The sequence below is a fragment of the Arthrobacter sp. 2RAF6 genome (assembly GCF_052115205.1).
GTDB lineage: Bacteria > Actinomycetota > Actinomycetes > Actinomycetales > Micrococcaceae > Arthrobacter.
Window position 1 is genome coordinate 115,814 of record NZ_JBFRGF010000003.1, and the last position, 19,788, is coordinate 135,601.

Genomic DNA, 19,788 nt, shown 5'->3' on the forward strand with positions numbered 1-19,788 from the left:
ATGTTCAGCCTCACAGTCCGCCGACACTTCATGGTCGCCCACAGCCTTCCGCGGGAGTCGTTCGGCCCGGCCCAGGGACTCCACGGAGCCACTTTCGTGGCAGAGGTGACGTTCCGCCGCGCTGAGCTGAACGACGCCGCGATCGTGCTGGACATCGGCGCCGCCGGAACCATCCTGGACGAGGTGCTGGCCGGCCTCAACTATAAGAACCTCGACGAGCACCCGGACTTCGCCGGACAACTCACGACGACGGAGGTCTTGGCCCGCTTCATCGCTGAGGCAGTCGCGGCGAAAGTCCGCGAGAGCGACGACGGCGGTGCGCTCGCCGGCGTCGACGTCCTCCTCCGGGAACATCCCGACGCCTGGGCGGGCTTCTCCTTGGATTTCGAGCGGTAGCTCGCGCGGGACTGCCCCGGATGGCGGGCAAACGGTGCAGAATGGGGCCATGACGTCCGCTGTGCTTTCCACCCAAACGCTCACCCCGGAACTCCTCCGCGCCTGGGCGTGGCATAGGCAGGGCCTGGACGGCTCGCTCTCCGGCAAGACGTCCGAGGAAGTCCTGGACCGCGCCGGCTGGGCCCGCTCCGTGGGCGGCGCCAACCCCTACCTGACGCTCTTTGCCCGGGCCGGGATCCGGCGAGAACAGGTGGACCGGGACGTCGCAGAGTTGAGGATCCACGAGCTCCCCACAGCCCGCGGATGTACCTACGTCCTCGGCCGCAAGGACTTCGCCTGGGGCCTCCAAGTTGGCCGGGACGTCGCAGCGGCGCCATTCAAGGTCCTGGCCCGGCTCGGCGTCGAACGCGGTGAGATCACCCTGCTCGAAGAGCAAGTGCTGCACACACTCATGGAATCCAGCGACCCCATGGATCCGAAACAGCTCAAGGACGAACTCGGCGAATCCGTCCGCAGCCTCGGCGAAGAAGGCAAGAAGAAGGGTGCGTCCACCACCCTCCCCACGGCCTTGGGCCTCCTGCAAGCCGACGGACGCATCCGCCGCGTGCCTGTCAATGGCCGCCTCGACCAGCAGCGTTACGCCTACACCTCGTGGGTGCTGCCTCCCAGTTCCATCGACGACGACGCCGCCCGCGCGCGCTTGATCGAACGGTACCTGCGCTGGACCGGCGGAGCGACGTTCAAGCAGAGCCAATGGCTTACGGGCTTCACCGTCGCGCAGAGCAAGGCGGCTCTGGCCGCCGTCGGCGCCGTCGAAGTGGCCACGGCGGCGGGCGAGCCGCTCTGGATGCTGCCCGACGACGTCGAGCACCTTTCCGCGTTCAGGGCACCGCAGGAGGAACAGATCCAGCTTCTGGCCGGGACGGATTCCTTGGTGCTGTTGCGCAGGAATTCGGCGGACATGCTGGCTGAAGGCGATCGGGGCCGGAAGGTTCTCGACACCACGCTTGCGCTGCAGGCGGACCTGTCTGACCACCCGATCCTGGACCGGGGACGGATCATCGGGCTGTGGCAATACGATCCAGGCAAGGAACGGATCGCGGCCTGGACGTTCGACAATCCCAGCGCGGCCGTCACCCAGCGGATCGGTGAGGTGGGGATCTGGATCCGCGAGGACCTCGGGGACTTCCGCTCGTTCAGCCTGGACTCGCCGGCATCGCGCCAGAAACGCATCGACGCCCTGGACAAGGCGAACGCCGCGAACGGCTAAATCGGGTTCAATCTGGAGGCGGGCTCAGACCGAGGCGGGTTCAGTCCACCCAGAATCCGGAGAACTCGCCAGTGGCTTGCGTGAAGGTGGCATCCACGTGTTTTACGCGGCCGGGGGGGTCCCGGGATTGCAGCCATTCCAGCAGGGAGTCCACGGCGTCGCGGTCACCTTCAGCGATCACCTGCACCGAGCCGTCCAACTGGTTGGCCGCCTCCCCGGTCAGTCCCAATAGTCGGGCTTGGTGCATTGTGGAGTAGCGGAAGCCGACGCCTTGGACGCGGCCGGTCACCATGGCGATGACGCGTACTTGGCTCATGCGGCACCCGATCCATACGGTCTCGTGATCGCCTCCAGGAAATGCCCATCCGGATCGGCGAAGTAGACGCCGCGTCCGCCGTCGTTGTGGTTGATCTGCTGGGGGCGGGAACGCGCAGGGTCCGCCCAATAGGGGATTCCTTCAGCCTGGATCCGGGCGAAGATCCCGTCGAAGTCGTCCTCACTGACCAGGAAGGCATAGTGCTGGGGCGAGATGGGCCGGTCAGCCGTTGCGAAATCGAGGGCAACTCCATGGTCAAAGGACACAGTCATGAAGGACCACATGGGTTGCGGCTCCGGCAATCCAAACATGTTGGCGAGGAACTCCGCGGAACGGCGTTTGTCCGTTGCGTGGACGATGGTGTGGTTGAAAGAGACGGTCATGAGGTCCTCCTCAGGCGTGCTGTCTGAGACCATCTGACGTCCAACGCCCCACAATTTCAAGGGCGCTCATGGAGGGCGGCCGCTATTTCCGGTGGGCTGCGAAGAAATCGCGCAACAGGGCTGAACATTCCTCTTGGCGCACGCCTGCGTAGACCTCCACCCAGTGGTTGAGGCGGCGTTCCCGCAAGATATCGAACACGGACCCCGCGGCACCGGCCTTCTCGTCCCAGGCGCCGAAGACCACCCGCGGAATCCGGGCCAGCACAATGGCTCCAGCGCACATTGCACACGGCTCCAGCGTCACGACGAGGGTGCAGTCCTCGAGCCGCCAGCCGTCTCCGCCTTCGCCGAGCTCAAGGGCGTGGCGTTGCAGGGCGGCGGCAGCCTCGCGGATGGCGACAATCTCGGCGTGCGCCGTTGGGTCGCCGTTCGCTTCCCGTTCGTTCCGGCCGGCACCCAGCACGCCGCCGTCGGGCCCTAAAACGACAGCACCGATCGGCACATCCTCTGTATCGAGCGCCCGCCGGGCCTCGTCCAGGGCCAGACCCATCCAGGCCGCGTGCTCCGCGTGATAAGGCTCGTTGGTGCTCATGCCTCAATGATAGTTTTGGAGTCATGCGCACACTCGTCGTGGACCACCCGCTGGTCGCTCACAAGCTCACCGTTCTGCGGGATAAGAACACTCCTTCACCGGTCTTCCGGCAACTCACCGAAGAACTCGTCACCCTGCTGGCCTACGAGGCCACCCGGGAGGTCAGGACCGAACCGGTGGAGATCGAAACTCCTGTGACCAAGACGATTGGTACCGCCTTCACCAAGCCGACGCCGCTGGTGGTTCCCATCCTGCGCGCGGGCCTCGGCATGCTCGAGGGCATGACCAAGCTGGTCCCCACTGCCGAAGTGGGCTTCCTGGGCATGGCCCGCGACGAAGAGACCCTTGACATCATCACCTACGCCGAACGCCTCCCCGAGGACCTCACCGGCCGCCAGATCTTCGTCCTGGACCCCATGCTCGCCACCGGCGGCACACTTCGCGAGGCCATCAAGTTTCTCTTCAAGCGCGGCGCGTCGGACGTCACGTGCATCTGCCTGTTGGCCGCCCCGGAGGGCCTGGCCAAGCTCGAGGAAGAACTTTCCGACGCCAACGTGAAGATTGTTCTCGCCTCGATCGACGAGAGGCTCAACGAGAAGGCCTACATTGTTCCGGGCCTGGGCGACGCCGGAGACCGCCTCTACGGCGTAGCCGGCTAGCGAGTCCGGCCGCGCAGGGAACACCGCGTCCAGAAAAGAAGGCTGGGTAGCACAAGCTACCCAGCCTTCTTTGCCAGCAGGTGAAATGTCTACATAAATTTGACGTTGCATGCCCGGACTGCGTCAGGGTGGTACATTGCCGGGTACTGGACTCCACCGCTCCAACGATCAACCTTGACCCGAATCTTTCTTTTCTCGGTCGTAGAACAGGCTGAGATGGATCCAACCTTGGAAACGCGTGAATAGTCCTGAGATGTAGGACTGCGCCACGGACCCCGCTTGGTTTCCCAGATGAGGCAGAACGGTGTAGCACTAGGCGTAGCCGTTCTGACGGCAGTTTTCACTGGAGCCGGCGGCAAACTCACTCCCACCGGCTACGTGGACGCGGCCATTCCCGCCATCTACGTCGGTGCGTCCGTCCTGGTCCTTGCCACGTTGGTGGCGTGGCTCCTTCCGTCCCGAGCGCGCGCACGCAGCCTGGCGGCTCAACTCGCCGCAAGCCAGGCCGCCGCAAGCCAGGCCGAAGCCGAAGCAGGGGCGGGCACCCGGTCAAGCGCCGCCGTCGAACCCGCCGAGCCCTCGCTACAACGCGCCTAAGTAGCCGGCCTCGTCAACGCGGGGTCACTTACGGCCCAATTCGAGCAGCAACATGGGCCGCAAGTGACCCCGCGTTGTGCTCCGCCCCTACCGGTTTTCGGGCTCCGCCGATAGCCTTTGGCGCATGGACTGGAAACTTGAACTTGTGTTTGTCCCTGTGTCCGATGTGGACCGCGCCAAGGATTTCTACGTCAACAAAGTGGGCTTCAACGCCGACTACGACGAGCGGCCCATGGACGGCATCCGCTTCGTCCAACTGACTCCGCCTGGCTCGGCCTGCTCCATCTGCATCGGCGAGGGCCTGAACGACGCCCCTCCAGGCACCGCCCCCAGCCTCCAGATGGTGGTGGGCGACATCAAGGAGGCCCACAGCCAGCTCAAGGCCAACGGCGTGGAAGTTAGCGACATCGATATCCAGGATTGGGGCCACTTTGTGTACTTCGCCGATCCGGACGGCAACAAATGGGCCGTTCAGTACATCCCGCACAGGCCCAACGGCTAGGACTCACGCCGTAAGAGTTGGGCCGCGGACCGGATGCGCGGGCAGGATGGATGCATGAACCTGCCTGCTGAAGCCGTGAAAACCCTGACCGTCCGGGCTGTCCTCTTCGATATGGACGGCACCTTGGTGGATTCCACCGCGATCGTGGAGCAAGTGTGGAGCGAATTCGCCGGCCGGTATGGGCTGGACATCGACGAGATCCTGCGGACTTCGCACGGGGTCCAGGCCAAGGACACGGTACGCCGTTTCGCCCCGTCCGGAGCTGACATCGACGCGCTCGCGGAGGAACTCGGCGAGATGGAACGGACCCGGACGGACGGGATCGTGGCGTTGCCTGGAGCCGTGGAACTGCTGCGGTCCTTGCATGCCGACGCCGTCGCCATGGTCACCTCGGCCGATCGGATCCTCGCCGGGGTGCGCATGAAGGCAGCCGGACTCGAGATGCCTGCGACCACTGTTACCTCTGAGGCAGTGACCCGCGGCAAGCCCGATCCGGAAGGCTATCTCACGGCAGCGGCGCTGCTGGGTGCCGAACCGGCCGACGTCGTCGTGTTCGAAGATGCCCCCGCGGGCATCGCTTCCGCCCGTGCGGCGGGCATGCGGACGGTGGTCGTGGGCGACGCCGGCGGCGAGGCAGCGGATGGGCTCTGGCAGATCGCGGATTACTCAGCTGTCACTGCCACGGCCAGTCTGGACGCCTCGGGCCGACGGGTGATCGAGCTCCGGTTCTAGCGTTAGCGGGCTGGATGCAGGCCGGACAGGTCCCGTTGTTCCCCTGAGGACGAGGCTTCCTTCGAAGATGATCCTCGCCCCGGTCAGGCTGGTTGAGCCTGCGTTTTCGGAGAGGGCGGCGACGGCGCGCCGGGCTGCTGCACCGACGTTGACCGCGATCGTGGAAAGGGCAGGAAACGTTGTGGTCGCGAGGGTGTCGTCGCATCCGATGACGCTCATGTCTTTCGGGACGTCCACGCCTGCGGCAGCGAATCCGCCCATCAGGCCGTGCGCGATGACGTCGTCAAAAGCGATGACTGCGGTGACTCCAGAGGCTGCCACAGAGTCGCTGAGAGCTTTCGCGGCTTCGTAGGTGCCCGGTTCCGCACTGAAGTGCGTGACCTCGAGGGCGTGGCCCGTCGAGAAGTTGTCCACGGCCGAGCGACGCTGCTTGTTTGCCCATGATTGTGGTGGGCCGCCGACGTAGGCTATGTGACGGTGGCCGAGTTCGGACAGGTGCGTCAGCGCGGAGCGGATGGCTGCAGCGGTGTCCAGCAGTACCCGGTAGGTCTCCGGAACATCGCGGTTGATGAAGGCCACGCGCTGCGAATCGGCGATTTGCCGGATGCGGGACGAAGCGAGCCGGGAAGATACGACGATCAAACCTTCAACTTGGGGCGCCATCCGTGAGATGAGACGGTCTTCCCGATTGGGATCTTCATCCGTGTCCGCCAAGAATACGGATAGTCCGAGGTCGCTCGCATAGTTTTGAGCCGCCCGGACGAGCGGAGGGAAAAACGGGTTGGCGATGTCCGGCACGATGAGCCCGATCGCCCCGGCACGTCCTGTAGAGAGGGCGCGTGCGTGATGGTTCGGTACGTAGCCCGCGGCTTCGGCCGCCTTTTGTACCAGTGCCACTGTCTCCGGTTTGAGTAGGTTCGGCCGGGTAAAGGCCCTCGACACGGTTGAGGGGGCGATGCCGAGTTCGGCCGCCAGCTGCGTGATAGTTGGACGGCCTGTCATTGGAGTTCACCCACGAGTTCCAATGCGGCCTGGATCAGCGCTTCGGCACTTCCAGGCGCGAAAGGGGCCGGCATGCCGTAGTAGCGGTGCGCGTCCTCCACCTCGTATCCTCCGAAGCCATATTCATCAGCGGTTGGGAAGTATCCTGGGCACCCGTTGGTGTAACCAGTGACAACTACGGGCCCCCCGACCCGGGAGGCGATCGCTTCCGTTGCGGCCAGGAATGGTTCTCCGGGTAATCCTACGAGGGTCAGGCCCTGCCAGTTGAAGACACTCACCGGGGCGTCCCAGGACATTTCCTCTTCTGGACTGCGGTCCATGGCCCACTGCTTCCACGCGTTGAGAAGGGATCGCCGGCCCGGATCTGCCGAAACCGCTTCGGCCTCCCACAGGCGGGCCAACTCCGCGGGGGAAACCGCATCACGCGAATTCATAGCGACGCTGATGGTCTTCCGGGCGACGGCGGTCTTCCCGGAATCGGAAATGGGCAGGAGGCGGGTCCCCAACACGGATGCCGCCACATGTTCTCCGATCTTGCGCGCCTGCTCCATCGTCCTGCCGGCGGAGCCGGAAAGCGTATACGACGCGTCGGCGGGATGGCCCGAGTTGATGTCCCCGGCGGTCCCGGGCAGGAAAAGGGCTACTGAGCCGGGGAAACGTTCCTCCAGGACCTTCCTGGTGAACGCCGGGTAATCGCCGCTGATAAGCCGGTTTTCCGGACCCAGGACCACCGGGTGGCACGGATAGAGAACAATCCAGGCAACCACTTGTCCGTTTGCGTCGTTGAACGCGGCAACTTGGACTGGCGGATCCACGGCGCGTTCGGGATGGCGTCGGTTCCTGGCAATGTCCACTCCGCGCGATTCGCCGTATTGCAGGGCCGCGGGCCGCTGGGAGGCCATGGCGGCTTCCGTGGCCTCGCGGCAAGCTAGGACGATCTCCTCCAGGAGCCGCGGGTCATGGCCCCCGAGCCGGCCCGGCATGACGCATGGGCCCGCGTGCGTATGGGTGGCGGTGATCGCGACATGTTCCGGCATAAGGGGCAAGCTCCCTGAGATGCGGGTGCATGTATCTTCGTGGAGGCCGCACACATCCACAGTAATCCAGCAGGTGTCATCGACGGCCAGCGCCCGGACGGTCAGGGGGTCGTGGACGCCGGTGCTCGGTTCCGTCCTTGCTGCGAACCCGGCCATGGGCGTACCCGCGGGCGGCGAGATCTCGACGACGGCGGCGCCCACTCGGAGGGCGGCCTGGCCTGGATGGCTGGTACTCATTCCGGTTCGCCCGATACTTTTCGACCGCCTTGGATGACCGCAGTAATGGTCCCTGCTTCGGGTCCGTCCGCGGTGATCAGGACAAAATCTGCCGGGGAACCGACTCGAAGGTGGCCGAGCCCCGGCCGGGTGCCCGGGATCACCCGGGCGGGAGTGGACGTCACCATTTTGAGGGCTTCCGATAGATCCAGGCCGACGTTTCGGATCACGTTGCAAAAACCGTCGGGGAGGGTAGCGGCGGCCCCTGCGAGTAGATCCGTGCCGACATGGGAGAGCCTCCCGCCAGGCGCGAGATCCACCAGTCCGCCCACGGAAGTACGGTGGCGGCCAGGCTCGCTTCCGGCCAGCGCAGTGCTGTCCGAAACCAGATAAGCGCGTTCGGGGGTCTTGGCCCTGATCATGACTTTCAGGGTATCGCTGGGCAAATGGTGGCCGTCCGCTATGAGTCCCGCCGTGAGCCGGTCGTCAGCGAGTTGAGTCCACAGGGCATTCGGGTGCCTGGGCAGGGTGGTGGCTATGCCATTGCCCAGATGGGTGGCCAGGCTGGCTCCCGCGGTGATCGCAGCCGTGATTTGTTCAGGACTCGCGTGTGTGTGTCCGATGGCCACGTGCACGCCGAGTTCGCGGATTTGGGCGATCTGGGCCGGCGCATCGGGCGTATGCGGAGAGACGGTGACGATGCCGACCATTCCGCTTGCGCGAAGCCAGCGCCGGACCTCCAGGACGTCCAATGGACGCACGAAGTCGGCGTCGTGGACGCCCCGCGGACCGTCCTGGTCCGAGATGAAGGGGCCCTCTATGTGGACGCAGGGGATGGCTGCCCTGGTGCTTGGATCAATGTCGCAGGCCCGGTTGATCTGTTCGAGCGCGCCAGCGATTGCCTCTTCCGATGCTGTCACGATGGTTGGCACCCACGTCGTGACGCCCAGCTTCGCCAGCTCCGCTCTCATGTTGATGATGGTTTGCGGCGTGACGTCAGCGGCGTTGACGTCTAGTCCGCCGTAACCGTTGACTTGGCCATCGATAAATCCCGGCGCGATGACAGGCAGCCCCTGGTCAGGGTCGATCTCCCGCACGGACAGGATGGTCGTGTCGTAGGCGATTTCTATGTTGATCCCCCGGTGGGGGTCTTTGCCCACAATCGTTTCGGGGTGTGTCACAGCTTGCGTACCCGTCCTTTGAAACGTGAAATGAATTGCTGGTTGGCTTCGTCGCCGCCTGGAGCATTTCCTGATCTCCACAATGGCGGCTCAATCCCGACTTCGTTCAGCTTGCTGATGGTGGACATCATGAGCCAGTTCAAGGTGAAGGCGTTGGCGAACGTGGACACAGCGGCCGTTTTCTCCGCTGCCCCGGGGACCTTCATGACGGCGTCTCCAACGGGAACCTTCGTGTCGATGTGGTGGTCGACGACGTCGTGCAGATTCAGCTTTTGCGGATGCCGTGCAGGATGGTCACTGGCTGTTTCCTCTGCGTGCTGCCGCGAGGAAACGCCGATGGTCTTGACCGATCTTTCACGCGCCATCAGGGCTGCATCGATGAGGGCACTGTTGATGCCGTACGCGTTGACCAGGATGAGGACGTCCCCTGCTCCGAGTCCGGCGTCCTCGATGACGATCCGGCCGTAGCCCGGAGTCCGTTCCATGGCCATTGAGCGGAGGGCGCCGCTGGAGAGCAGGGTGCCTTCGTCCAAAATGGCCGAGACGTGCATCAGCCCACCTGCGCGGAAGAACACTTCCTGGCTTGCCAGGTTCGAATGGCCGCCTGGGCCGTAGATGTGTACCAGTTCGTCCTTGGCCACCTGGGCAGCGAGAATGTCCGCGGCGATGCTGATGTTTTCGGCTTCTTCCAGGCGGATGCGCTCAAGGAGTTCGGTGATTTTTCCGAGGTAGTCCTGCGAGAGCTGCTCACTTGCGTTCATCGCGGATCGGATTCGGAGTCGAGGTAGATAGTGACGTTGGGGTGCGTGCGCAGCGCAGTGCCGGGATGGTCTCCGCTGATCGGCTGGCTCAGCGTGTTGTGGACGGCAATCCGTTTGGCAGGGCCGGGCACGGAAGCGATGATTTCGGAGGCGTGCAACAACCGCGGGATGGAGACGGTGATGGCGCGCTGCGGAACGTCGTCGAAACTCGCGAAATGGCCTTCGTCCACCTGTTGCTGGCGGCTTACTTGGTCCAGGTTGATGACGCGGGCGGGGAGTGGGTCAGTGAGGTCGGCCGGGGGATCGTTGAAGGCAAGATGGCCGTTGACTCCCAAGCCGAGCAGGACGAGGTCAAAGGGATCTTGGCCCATCAGCGTGCCATAGCGCTGCGCTTCCTCTTCGGCGGGGTTCTCCGGGTTGATGCGGTGAAAGGTGGTCGGCGGAAGGTGGCTGAAGAATTTGCGTTGCAGCCAGTTTCCGAATCCTTGGGGTGCGTCCGCCCCGAGCGCGAGGTAGTCGTCCATATGGAAACACGTTATGCGGCTCCAATCGATGCCGGGTTCCTGGACGAGCGCCTGCAGCGTTGCCTCCTGGCTGGGAGCTGCTGCGAGCATCAGCCGGGCCTTCCGCTGGTTCCGGAGCGCCCTGCGTAGGGTTTCCGCTGCATGCGCGCCGGCGCGTTTCCCCAGTGCGGCCGGGTCCGGGTAGGTGGAAACGGCGGGGCTGTAAGTGGTCTGTGCTGTCACGTGTGTGTCTTTCGGGTTTCTAGTTCAGTGGTCAGGAGGAGTGATCTGGCTATGTGGAACGGGTCTTTGACAGGCAGTGCCACCACCTTGTCGAGGGGTTTCCCCTCGCGGTCGCGTATTTGCAGCCACTCCTGGCCGGAGGGGTCTGGAAATGTGTCGAGGGTGTAGGCCCAGATTCGCTCATGCCAGTCCAGGAGGTCGGGACGCCCGAAACGTTCGGCGAGGAGCCTGGTTGCGTAGAGGGCCTCCACCTGGACCCACCACAGCTTGGTGTCCCACGTCTGGGTCACCAAGGTTTCGTAGGTGTCGTTGCCGAGGAGCCTGCCCCGTGGTTCTGCTCCGGTGCTGTCGACATATCGGAAGATGCCGCCGTGCAGGTCATCCCAGCCGGCTTCCAGGGCGCGGACGGCAAGGTCCGGTAGCCAGTCCGGAATACGAGGTGCAAGTCCAGGCATGATTTCGACGGCTTCCATGACCATCCAGAGCATCTCCAGAAGGTGACCGGGGGTTCGGTGGCGGGCCAGGAGCGTGTCCAGGTCATCGGTGCTGTCCGGCCGGTATTCCCACCATGCGTCGGCCTTCCACATGCCTTCCGAGTTTCCGTCGCCGAGGAGCTGGGAAAGCGCGGCGCCGGCTGTTTCGGCGCTTTCAGCAGAGCCGCTGGCCAAATGCAGCTGGGCGCCCACATTCAGCAGGAGCATCAGCCCGGCCGCGTCCTTGAATCCGGCCCGGACGGGGTATGGCTCGGATGGAGCGCTCCGTGCCTCGATCCTTTCTTCGGCGTGGGCGAGAAGCGCATGGGCTGATTGCAGCCACTCTTCCCGTTCCGGGCCTGCGGCTTGGGGAAGCCGGGCTGCACCCGCCAGGCCCAAGGCCGCAAAGAGGTCAGCCAGTACGCTGACCGCAACCTCCCCTTGCGGCCCGGACGGCAGCGCCTGCCCCTCAGCCGATGTGCGGTATGCCGTGACGCTGCCGTCCAGGATGGCGTGGGCTTGGATGAAGCTGGCCGTTTCAATCGACAGAGTGGCCCACAACTGGGGATTTCCCCCGATGATTCCGGCCTCGCTGTCCTGTGCAATCCTTGAGCAGAGCCAAGCCCAGCGGCCTTGCGACCACGTATATTTTTCGTTCGAAAGCAACCGCCCCGAGTTGGAAAAGCAGGTGAAAACTCCGCCGTTTTTCCTGTCGACTCCGTTCTCGAGCCACCAGGGGAGGACGCCCTTGACCAGCTGATCCCGTATTTCCGATCCGGTTGCGCTCATGCGACGGTGCTTTCAACCGGAAGCGATACGGCCGGCTCAAGGTCGCGGTCAAGGGACTCGACCAGGGCATCGGAAGCCTCGTTGTGCCAAGGGCGCAGCCAGCCGAAGACGCAATAGACGATCGCGGAGGCAAGCACCGGGGCCGCTACGTTGATTGTCTGCGCACTGGCCGTTCCCAGGCTCGCGATGGGAGCGGCCAAGGCGTACTTTGCGAGTGCGAAGACGATCAAACCGGTGGCCCAGGAAAACAAGGCTGCCGATGGGCCGCAGCGCCGGAATGGGCGCAACATCCCCAGCAGCATGGGAACGGCGATCGGCCCCACCAAAGCCCCGAACCAGAGGATTATCAGGCCCAGGACGCCGCCGAATGAATCCGCGCTCAGGGCAATGACCATCGACAAACCGATGAACAGGAACGTGGAAATCCGGCCGCCCAGTAGTTCCGCACGCGAAGTCAGGGGCTGCCGGGAACCGCGCAACGCAGGGATGATGTCCCGGATGACGACGGCGGAAATCGCGTTGGCGTCCGAAGAGGTCATGGCCATCGTGTGTGAGAACATTCCGGCGACGACCAAGCCAACCAGGCCGGCCGGCAGCAGCTGCTGGGTCAGGAGCGCATAAGCCTGATCTGGGTGCGTCAGATTGGGCAGGATCAGGGGCGCGGCCCACATGGGGAAGAAAAGCACCAGTGGCCACACGAGATAGAGTGCGCCCGAAAGCAGGACTGATTTGCGGGCCGCTGTGCCGGACGGGGCGGCAATGAAGCGTTGAGCCAGATTCCAGGTTCCTCCGTTGTAGGAAATAGTGCTGATCAGGCAGTAGGCGAGGAAGAATCCGATGGTGTAATCGCCGGCGAATGGCTGCGAGTGGGAGGCCGGCAGCCGGGACCAGATTCCTGCGATCGAGGAAACGCCCCCAAGCTTGGCCACGGCGAAGATGAGCATGGCAATGCCCGCCACGGACTGGATGATGAATTGGCCCATGTCGGTCAACGCGTCGGCCCACAAGCCGCCAACGGTCGAATAGATGAGCGTGACCCCGCCGACGATCAGGATGCCGACGGCAATCGGAACCCCGGCGAACACGTTCAGGAGGATCGCACTAGCCGCCCACTTGGCCGCGACATCGAAGACTTTCAATGCGGCACCGGACCAAGCCAGCACTTGCTGCGCGGGCAGGTTGTAGCGCGTGGCCAGGTATTCGAGCGGGGAGATGATTCCCAAACGCTGTCTCAGGCGCGGCCAGCGCGGGGCGAAAAAGACAGCGCCGACGAGGCAAGCGATGGTGATCGTGAGCGCCCACCAGACATACAGTGCGAAACCGGTGGTGTAGGCGATGGCGGCGTAGGCCACGAAGACCGCTGCCGAATAGCCGGACATGTGGTGGGAAATCCCCGCCAGCCACCACGGCATCTTTCCACCGGCCGTGAAGAAGTCGGCGGCGTTTTTCACTCGACTCTTGGCCCACCAGCCGATCCCTATCATGACGACGAAGTAGGCCCCTAAAACGAGCCAGTCGGCGAAATACATACGTTCTCCTTGATGCGACGAAAGCTTGGAAATGGGATCTGCAGTGGCGTCCACTTTTCTCTGCAAACGTTTGCAAAACAAGGGTCTTTTTGAAAGTTTTCTTCTCGGGCCTCCTCAGCCATCCCGCCAAGCACGCCCACTCACCCAGCCAACGCGTACACCGTGGTCCCGCCGATGGTCTGTGCCTGGAAGTTCGCCGCCACCCATTGCGCGATCTGGGCAGGAGCTTCCGATCCGCTGTTCGCCTGCATGGTCGCGCCGGCGATGAAGTAGTGGATCTTGCCCTGCGCCACGAGCTGCTGGAACTGTTCGAGCGTGGGGGACGGGTCCGTGCCGTTGAAGCCACCCACAGCCATGACGGGCAGTTCGGTGGCCAGCTGGTAGCCGGCGGCGTTGTTGGAGCCCACGACGGCGGCCGCCCACGTGTAGTTCGAGGCGCCGGATTTGAGTGCGGCAACTATTTCCGACGACGGCGTGGTGGCGCCGAGCACGCCGCCCATGCCCCCGCCCTGCCGGTTCCCGCCAAAGCCGCTGCCCTGGGTGCCCGGCTGCTGGAGGGCTTGCGGGGGAGTGTTCTGGGCTGTGTTGTTTTGTCCGAAGCCGCCCCGGCCGCCGAAGCTAGCTGCGCCGAAGCCGCCGAACGTCGTCGGCCCCGCGCTGGGGATTGCGCCGCTGTGTGTCACGGAGGCGGTAGAGATGGAGTACGCCAGGGGGCCGGCGAGGGAGGCCGCGAGGGCGAGCACCGCCGTCGTGCGCTGAAGGATGCGGGACGGGAAGCGTCCCGAGAGCAGCAGCCCGGCCGCGGCTGCCAGAGCCGACGACAGCACCGCCCAGCGCAGCCACGGACCATAGGCCGTGGTGCTGCCCAGGAGATCGAAGGCCAGGAATCCCGCTGCGGCCACTGCCACGGCGAGCATGACCGCGGCGACGAGTTGCGCGCGGTGTTGCCACAAGAGCACCCCGCCCAGGCCCGCGAGCCCGGCGATGCCCGGGGCCAGCGCTACGGCGTAGTAGGGATGGATGATGCCCGCCATGAAACTGAACACCAGCCCGGTGACAAGCACCCACGAGCCCCACAAGATCACCGAGGCACGGACGCCATCGGTGCGCGGGGCACGGCGGCCCAACCACAGGAGCCCGGCCCCGAGGACCAGCACGGAGGGGAGCAGCCACGCGATCTGGCCGCCGAATTCGCTGTTGAACATCCGGAACAGCCCCGGAACTCCCCAGCCGTTGCCGCCCCCGACGCTGCCGGTTTCCTGGCCGCTGAGCCTGCCCAGGCCGTTGTAGCCGAGCGTCAGTTCCAGGATGGAGTTGTTCTGGGAGCCGCCGATGTACGGCCGCATGTTCGCCGGAATGAGTTCGACGACGGCGAGCCACCAGCCGGCCGAGACCACCATGGCTGCCCCCGCCGCAAGCAGATGAAGGAGACTGCGCAGCCGAAGCGGGCGGCGCCCCACTCCACCCGGCGCGGCAACCACGTACGCCACGGAAAATCCAGGAACCACCAGCAGGACCTGGAGTTGCTTGGTCAGGAAGCCGAAGCCCAGGAGCACCCCGGCCAGCAGGAGCCAGCGCAGCTTGTTGTCCTGGATGGACCGCAGCGTGGCGTAGGCGGCGGCCGTCATGAGCAACACCAGCAGGGCGTCCGGGTTGTTGAACCGGAAGATGAGGGTGGCTACCGGGGTGATGGCCATGACGACGGCTGCCAGCAGCCCTGCCCGGTGGGCGAGCCGTGGATCGCCGGTGGCGGGGGCCGCGGCCCGCCGGACCGCAAGATACAGCAGCCATGCCGTGGCGACGCCCATGAGCGCCTCGGGAACCAGGATGCTCCAGGAGCTCAGCCCGAAGATCCGTACCGAGAGGCCCATGATCCAGAGCGACGCCGGCGGCTTGTCCACCGTGATGGAGTTGGCGGCGTCGGAGGATCCGAAGAACCACGCGGTCCAATTCTGCGAACCGGCTTGGGCTGCGGCGGAATAGAACGGGTTGGCCCAACCGGAAGCGCCGAGGTTCCAGAGATACAGGACCGCCGTTGCGAGGAGCACAAGGGAGAGCTCCACGCGGTGCCGCAGGGTATGCGGGCCAAGGTTGCGGCGGGGTTTTCGGGACCGGCGGGACTTCCGGGTTTGGCCAGCCCGGGCGCGGCCGCCCCCTTCCTGCCGGGCGCGGCCGCCCCCTCCCTGGGGAGCAGCCTCGTCCGGCAGGACCGGCTCCACCAAACGCGACGGCGGAACCGGCTGCGCTGGTTTGGAACCGGTGTCTGTGGAATAGGAAGCGGTCATCGGAATCTACTTTGTCAGCTTGTAGACGGTGGAGCTGCCCACCGTCTGGGCTTGGAAGTTGGCCTGTACCCAGGAGGCTACCTCGGAATTGCCGCCTTGGCCTCCGAATCCACCGCCGCCACCCATGCCGCCACCTGCGATGTAGTAACCGATCTGTCCCTTGGCCACCATGTCCTGGAACTGTGCCAGCGTGGGGTAGGGATCGCCGCCGTTCCAGCCACCGAGTGCGATCACGTTGGTGTTCGTGGCGAGCTCAAGGCTGGCGGCTTGGGTGGCGCCGGAGACGATCGCCGACCATTTCGTGGTGGTGGACGTCAGCAGCGCGGCCAGTCCGGCGTCGGTGGTTCCCTCGGAGCCGGGCCCTCCCGCCTGGCCCGCGCTACCAACTGCGCCGAACCCTCCAGCGCGGTTTCCGAAGCCGCCCATGGCGGAACCGGTGGGTCCCGACGTCGGGATGGAACCGGAGTGGGTGGTAGCCGCCGTCGCGAGCGTCCACGCAGCGGTTCCGAGGCCGCCGGCCAGGAGGGAAACGACGACGACGGCCGCGGCCGCCGCGCTCCGAAACCGGCCGGCCGTATTTTTGCCGGCAAAGCGCAGCGCGTCGAGGCGGAGCAGGATTGCACCGGCCGCCACCACACCCAGGACGACGATCACGATGCGCAACCAGGGAAGCCACGAGGCGTCGCGGCCCAGGAGAACCGCGGACCAAGCCGAACTACCGAGGATTACCACGGCCAGGACGATCCTGGCCGGCCAATACCCGCGGCCACGCCACAGCTCAACGCCGCCAATGCCCACCAAGGCTGCGATTGCCGGTGCGAGCGCTACCGCGTAGTAGGGGTGGACGATGCCGCTCATGAAGCTGAAGACTCCCGCTGTGACCAAAAGCCAGCCACCCCAGAGGATGAGCGCGGCACGGGTGCGGGAGGCTCGCGCTTCCCGGCGGGTGAACCATAGGCCAGCTGCCAGCAGAATCAGCGCTGCAGGAAGAAGCCAGGAGACCTCAGCACCAAAGCTTGTGCCGAACATGCGGGCGATCCCGGCAGCTCCACCGAAACCGGTGTTACCGCCACCGCCCCCGCCGCCGAACGCACCCAAACCGCCAGCGGGTGCTCCAGCGCCGCCTCCGCCGGGCGTGCCCTCGCCCGAACCGGTGATGCGGGACAGCCCGTTGTAGCCAAAGGTCAGCTCGAGGAAGCTGTTGGTTGTCGATCCCGCCATGTAAGGCCGTGCCGAAGCCGGGGTCAGCTGGAAGATCGCGACATAGCTGCCAGCCACTACGGCGATACCGGCCAACGCGCCGAACAGGTGCAGCAGCCTCCGCCGCAACGGGGTAGGTGCGGCCCAGAGATACGCGAGTCCGAGGCCTGGAACAATCAGGAAACCCTGCAGCATTTTGCTCAGGAACGCGAGGCCAACTACGGCGCCGGCCGCGGCGAGCCACTTCCAGCCTGCCCGTTCGATGGCACGAGTAGTGAAGTAGGCCGCGAGCACCAGGCACAGGGTCAGCATGGCGTCGGGATTGTTGAAGCGGAACATGAGCGCGGCCACCGGGGTCAGTGCCAGAGCGCCACCGGCCAACAAGCCCGCGCCTGGTCCGGAGACCCGCTTGACCGTCAAATAGAGGAAACCGACGGCGGCTACGCCCATGAGCGCCTCGGGAACCAGCATGCTCAGGGGCGAGAAGCCGAAGATCCGGCCTGCCAAAGCAGGGATCCACAGAGAGGCCGGCGGCTTGTCCACGGTGATGGCGTTGCCGGCGTCGAGCGAACCGAACAGAAACGCCGTCCAGTCCTTGGTGCCGGCCTGGATGGCCGCGGCGTAGAAGGAGTTTCCATAGCCGGTGGCCGCGAGGTTCCAGAGATACAGGAAGGCGGTGGCCATGAGGAGTCCGGCGGCGGACGGCCGCACCCAGCGGGGCTGCCGGCCAAAGGCGTATCGCGTCCAACCCGGCGTGGCATCGGGGGTTGACGGGCCCGTCGAGTGACGGCCCTGCGGTGCTGGGGCAGTCCCGACGGCGGCGGATGAGTCGGTTCCGGCCGGTCCTGTGCTTGCGGGAGTAATCGTGGAGGTCATGATGCTGCCGTTTCTGTGCGCGATTTGGTTTGTGTGGCGGGCGCAGTCGCCTGCGCGGCAGGCTGTCGGAAGACCCAAAGTCGGAACAAGAGGAAGCGGACCGCGGTGGCGGCGAGGTTCGCCGCGACGACGGTGAGGAGCTCGCCCCAACGGTCCGGCGTCGTCGTACTGTGCACCAAGGCGAGTGCCCCTGAGGTGAGCGCGAGGCCGATCCCGAAGACGATCAATCCCTCGAAGTGGTGCCGAACGGGATTGCCGCCCTGGATGCCGAAGGTGAAGCGCCGGTTGGCTCCGGTGTTGGCGATGGCCGTGACGAGCAGCGCGAGGAAGTTGGCCAGCTGGGGGTCCATGAAGCCGCGGCAGAACAGGAAGATGAGCACATAGGCGAGGGTGGACGCAGCGCCGATCGCGGCGAACCGGACTAGTTGCCCGAAAAGGCTGCTGCGCGGGCTCTGCTCGGCAGTACGTGACGACGCCGGAAGCGGCCCGCGTGCAAGTGCTGCCCGCAGTTCCGGAATGGGGATGCGGCCCGAGACGAGATCCCGGGTGAGCCGGACCATGCCTCGGATGTCGGCCAGGGCGGTGCGCACCACGTCGACGCTCGAATTGGGATCGTCAATCCAGTCGACGGGAACCTCGTGGACCCGGAGGCCGCAGCGTTCGGCGAGGACCAGGAGTTCAGTATCGAAGAACCACGAGTTGTCCATGGTGTGGGGGAGGATCTGCTGTGCGACATCTGCCCGGATCGCCTTGAAACCGCACTGGGCATCGCTGAAGCGCGCACCCATGAACGAGTGCAGCATCAAGTTGTAGCTACGCGAAATGAACTCGCGCTTGGGGCCGCGGACAACCCGCGAGTTCCGGGTCAGCCGTGTGCCGATTGCGAGGTCCGAATGGCCGGAGATCAGTGGCGCCAAAAGGGGCGCCAGCGCGGCAAGGTCCGTGGAGAGATCCACGTCCATGTAAGCGAGAACCGGCGACGGCGATGCCAGCCACACCTTGCGCAGGGCGTTACCGCGTCCCTTTTCCTCAAGGTGGACAACCGCGAGCTCAGGCAGTTCCCTTGCCACGCGGTCCGCGATCTTCAAGGTGCTGTCCGTGCTCGCGTTGTCCGCCACGGTGATGCGGAAGCCATGTGGGAAGGATTCGCGCAAGTGGCCGTGAAGCCTGCGCAGGCACTCTTCGAGGTCGCGTTCCTCGTTGAAGACGGGGATGGTGACATCGAGGACCGGGATGGCGGTGTGGGTGTCCACGGGGGCGCGCCGCCCTGTGCTGCGTTGAATGGGGGTCTTGGCTTGGATGGTAAGGCCCGGCGGCACCACCGCGGGGTCCTTCAGGGTTCCGGAGGTGGATTCGATGAGCGTCATGTATCCAGAGTGCCGTCGCAGAATATGAAGGCTTTAGGCGGAACCTGTGACGTGGCTGTGGATGTATCACCGGCGTGGCGAATCACATGCCTGGCCAAAATACGTCGAGGTCCGCCCCTGAAGGGACGGACCTCGACGTATTTGTGCGTGGATCTTGGTTTAGTACCAGTTGTGGACCAAGTGGAAGGACCACGCTGCCGACGGCGATCCGTAGCGTTCCTTGATGTAGTTCAGGCCCCAGCGGATCTGCGTCTGGTAGTTGGTCTGCCAGTCAGCGCCTTCGGACGCCATCTTTTCGGCCGGCAGCGACTGCCCAATGCCGTAAGCGCCGCTGGAGGCGTTGGTGGCAGTGGTGCGCCAGTCCGATTCCTTGTTCCACAAGGTGATCAGTGCTGACATTTCGCCCTGGCCCCAACCGTAGGAGGGAAGGATGCTTGCGGCATAGGCCTGGGCGCCGGAGGGATCATCGACGGCGACGGGTGCGGCCGGGGCTGCTGGCGCAGGGGGTGCCACGGGGGCGGCCGGCGCGGCAGCCTGGGGCGCAACGGCGGCCGGAGCGGGGGCGGCTGCCTGGCTCGGCGTCGGCGCGGCGCTCGGCTTGGGGCTTGCGCTTGCGCTGGCCGATGGCGTGGCTGAGTGATCCGTCGTGCGGGATTCGGACGTGCGGCTCATGTCCTGGGCATTAATGGCCTGTCCGGCGGCCTGGGTGGCGGCACCTGCACCAAGGAACACAGCAACGACGCCGGCAACAACGGCCATGCGCTGGCCGGTGCCGAGGTTCGAGGCGGCTCGCCTCAATGTGGAACGTGACTTGTTTTTCCGGGCTGGTTCGCCGCGGTGGCGCGCAACAGAGCGCGACTGATTCCTGGAATCAGACAT

The 19,788-nt window shown here is 65.1% G+C and carries 20 protein-coding genes; 6 read left to right on the forward strand and 14 right to left on the reverse strand.

Features of this window, described 5'->3' with window-relative positions; genetic code table 11:
• Both AB4Z38_RS03230 and AB4Z38_RS03235 read left to right on the forward strand, forming a co-directional pair.
• Nucleotides 1-396: a 6-pyruvoyl trahydropterin synthase family protein gene (locus AB4Z38_RS03230; protein ID WP_441428372.1), complete on the forward strand. Its 396-nt coding sequence runs from the start codon at nt 1-3 to the stop codon at nt 394-396.
• A gap of 49 nt (nt 397-445) precedes the next feature.
• The gene (locus AB4Z38_RS03235; protein WP_441428373.1) at nt 446-1,666 is read left to right on the forward strand and encodes a DNA glycosylase AlkZ-like family protein; all 1,221 of its coding nucleotides are present in this window, start codon (nt 446-448) and stop codon (nt 1,664-1,666) included.
• A 40-nt stretch (nt 1,667-1,706) separates the two neighbouring features.
• Here AB4Z38_RS03235 and AB4Z38_RS03240 read toward each other — a convergent pair whose 3' ends face one another.
• From AB4Z38_RS03240 to tadA, 3 genes are all read right to left on the reverse strand, one after another.
• Entirely contained in the window at nt 1,707-1,982 is a 276-nt protein-coding gene (locus AB4Z38_RS03240; RefSeq protein WP_441428374.1) for an acylphosphatase, read from the reverse strand.
• Nucleotides 1,979-2,365 (reverse strand): VOC family protein, encoded by a 387-nt coding sequence (locus AB4Z38_RS03245; protein ID WP_441428375.1) that lies wholly within the window; start codon nt 2,363-2,365, stop codon nt 1,979-1,981. Before AB4Z38_RS03245 ends, AB4Z38_RS03240 begins: the two co-directional genes overlap by 4 nt.
• A gap of 82 nt (nt 2,366-2,447) precedes the next feature.
• Nucleotides 2,448-2,957: a tRNA adenosine(34) deaminase TadA gene (tadA, locus tag AB4Z38_RS03250; protein WP_441428376.1), complete on the reverse strand. Its 510-nt coding sequence runs from the start codon at nt 2,955-2,957 to the stop codon at nt 2,448-2,450.
• Between the two features lie 23 nt (nt 2,958-2,980).
• Between tadA and upp the strand changes: the two genes are divergently transcribed.
• The 4 genes from upp (at nt 2,981) to AB4Z38_RS03270 (ending at nt 5,447) form a co-directional block, all read left to right on the forward strand.
• Nucleotides 2,981-3,616: a uracil phosphoribosyltransferase gene (upp, locus tag AB4Z38_RS03255; RefSeq protein ID WP_441428377.1), complete on the forward strand. Its 636-nt coding sequence runs from the start codon at nt 2,981-2,983 to the stop codon at nt 3,614-3,616.
• 291 nt (nt 3,617-3,907) lie between these two features.
• Nucleotides 3,908-4,213 carry a hypothetical protein gene (locus AB4Z38_RS03260; RefSeq protein WP_441428378.1) on the forward strand — a complete coding sequence of 102 codons (306 nt, stop codon included), beginning with the start codon at nt 3,908-3,910 and terminating at the stop codon, nt 4,211-4,213.
• Nucleotides 4,214-4,337: 124 nt separating this feature from the next.
• Nucleotides 4,338-4,715, forward strand: coding sequence for a VOC family protein (locus AB4Z38_RS03265; protein ID WP_441428379.1), 378 nt, complete (start codon nt 4,338-4,340; stop codon nt 4,713-4,715).
• Between the two features lie 54 nt (nt 4,716-4,769).
• Entirely contained in the window at nt 4,770-5,447 is a 678-nt protein-coding gene (locus AB4Z38_RS03270; protein ID WP_441428380.1) for an HAD-IA family hydrolase, read from the forward strand.
• On the opposite strand, the gene AB4Z38_RS03275 is transcribed toward AB4Z38_RS03270, so the two are convergent.
• The 11 genes from AB4Z38_RS03275 to AB4Z38_RS03325 all read right to left on the reverse strand — a co-directional run bounded on the left by AB4Z38_RS03275 (nt 5,382) and on the right by AB4Z38_RS03325 (nt 19,788).
• Complete coding sequence (locus AB4Z38_RS03275; RefSeq protein WP_441428381.1) at nt 5,382-6,449, reverse strand: LacI family DNA-binding transcriptional regulator; 1,068 nt, start codon at nt 6,447-6,449, stop codon at nt 5,382-5,384. The genes AB4Z38_RS03270 and AB4Z38_RS03275 overlap by 66 nt on opposite strands.
• Complete coding sequence (locus AB4Z38_RS03280) at nt 6,446-7,723, reverse strand: neutral/alkaline non-lysosomal ceramidase N-terminal domain-containing protein (protein WP_441428382.1); 1,278 nt, start codon at nt 7,721-7,723, stop codon at nt 6,446-6,448. Before AB4Z38_RS03280 ends, AB4Z38_RS03275 begins: the two co-directional genes overlap by 4 nt.
• On the reverse strand, nt 7,720-8,883 hold the full coding sequence (locus AB4Z38_RS03285; RefSeq protein WP_441428383.1) for an N-acetylglucosamine-6-phosphate deacetylase: 1,164 nt from the start codon (nt 8,881-8,883) through the stop codon (nt 7,720-7,722). Before AB4Z38_RS03285 ends, AB4Z38_RS03280 begins: the two co-directional genes overlap by 4 nt.
• On the reverse strand, nt 8,880-9,644 hold the full coding sequence (locus tag AB4Z38_RS03290) for a sugar isomerase domain-containing protein (RefSeq protein ID WP_441428384.1): 765 nt from the start codon (nt 9,642-9,644) through the stop codon (nt 8,880-8,882). Before AB4Z38_RS03290 ends, AB4Z38_RS03285 begins: the two co-directional genes overlap by 4 nt.
• Nucleotides 9,641-10,390: a 6-phosphogluconolactonase gene (locus AB4Z38_RS03295; RefSeq protein ID WP_441428385.1), complete on the reverse strand. Its 750-nt coding sequence runs from the start codon at nt 10,388-10,390 to the stop codon at nt 9,641-9,643. Before AB4Z38_RS03295 ends, AB4Z38_RS03290 begins: the two co-directional genes overlap by 4 nt.
• Complete coding sequence (locus AB4Z38_RS03300; RefSeq protein ID WP_441428386.1) at nt 10,387-11,652, reverse strand: AGE family epimerase/isomerase; 1,266 nt, start codon at nt 11,650-11,652, stop codon at nt 10,387-10,389. Before AB4Z38_RS03300 ends, AB4Z38_RS03295 begins: the two co-directional genes overlap by 4 nt.
• Nucleotides 11,649-13,181: a sodium:solute symporter family protein gene (locus AB4Z38_RS03305; protein WP_441428387.1), complete on the reverse strand. Its 1,533-nt coding sequence runs from the start codon at nt 13,179-13,181 to the stop codon at nt 11,649-11,651. Before AB4Z38_RS03305 ends, AB4Z38_RS03300 begins: the two co-directional genes overlap by 4 nt.
• 140 nt (nt 13,182-13,321) lie before the next feature.
• Nucleotides 13,322-15,466, reverse strand: a complete 2,145-nt coding sequence (locus AB4Z38_RS03310; RefSeq protein ID WP_441428388.1) for an ArnT family glycosyltransferase — start codon at nt 15,464-15,466, stop codon at nt 13,322-13,324.
• A gap of 6 nt (nt 15,467-15,472) precedes the next feature.
• On the reverse strand, nt 15,473-17,542 hold the full coding sequence (locus AB4Z38_RS03315) for an ArnT family glycosyltransferase (RefSeq protein WP_441428389.1): 2,070 nt from the start codon (nt 17,540-17,542) through the stop codon (nt 15,473-15,475).
• Nucleotides 17,539-18,909 carry a glycosyltransferase gene (locus AB4Z38_RS03320; protein ID WP_441428390.1) on the reverse strand — a complete coding sequence of 457 codons (1,371 nt, stop codon included), beginning with the start codon at nt 18,907-18,909 and terminating at the stop codon, nt 17,539-17,541. The genes AB4Z38_RS03315 and AB4Z38_RS03320 overlap by 4 nt, the downstream gene beginning before the upstream one ends.
• A gap of 159 nt (nt 18,910-19,068) precedes the next feature.
• Nucleotides 19,069-19,788 (reverse strand): hypothetical protein, encoded by a 720-nt coding sequence (locus tag AB4Z38_RS03325; RefSeq protein WP_441428391.1) that lies wholly within the window; start codon nt 19,786-19,788, stop codon nt 19,069-19,071.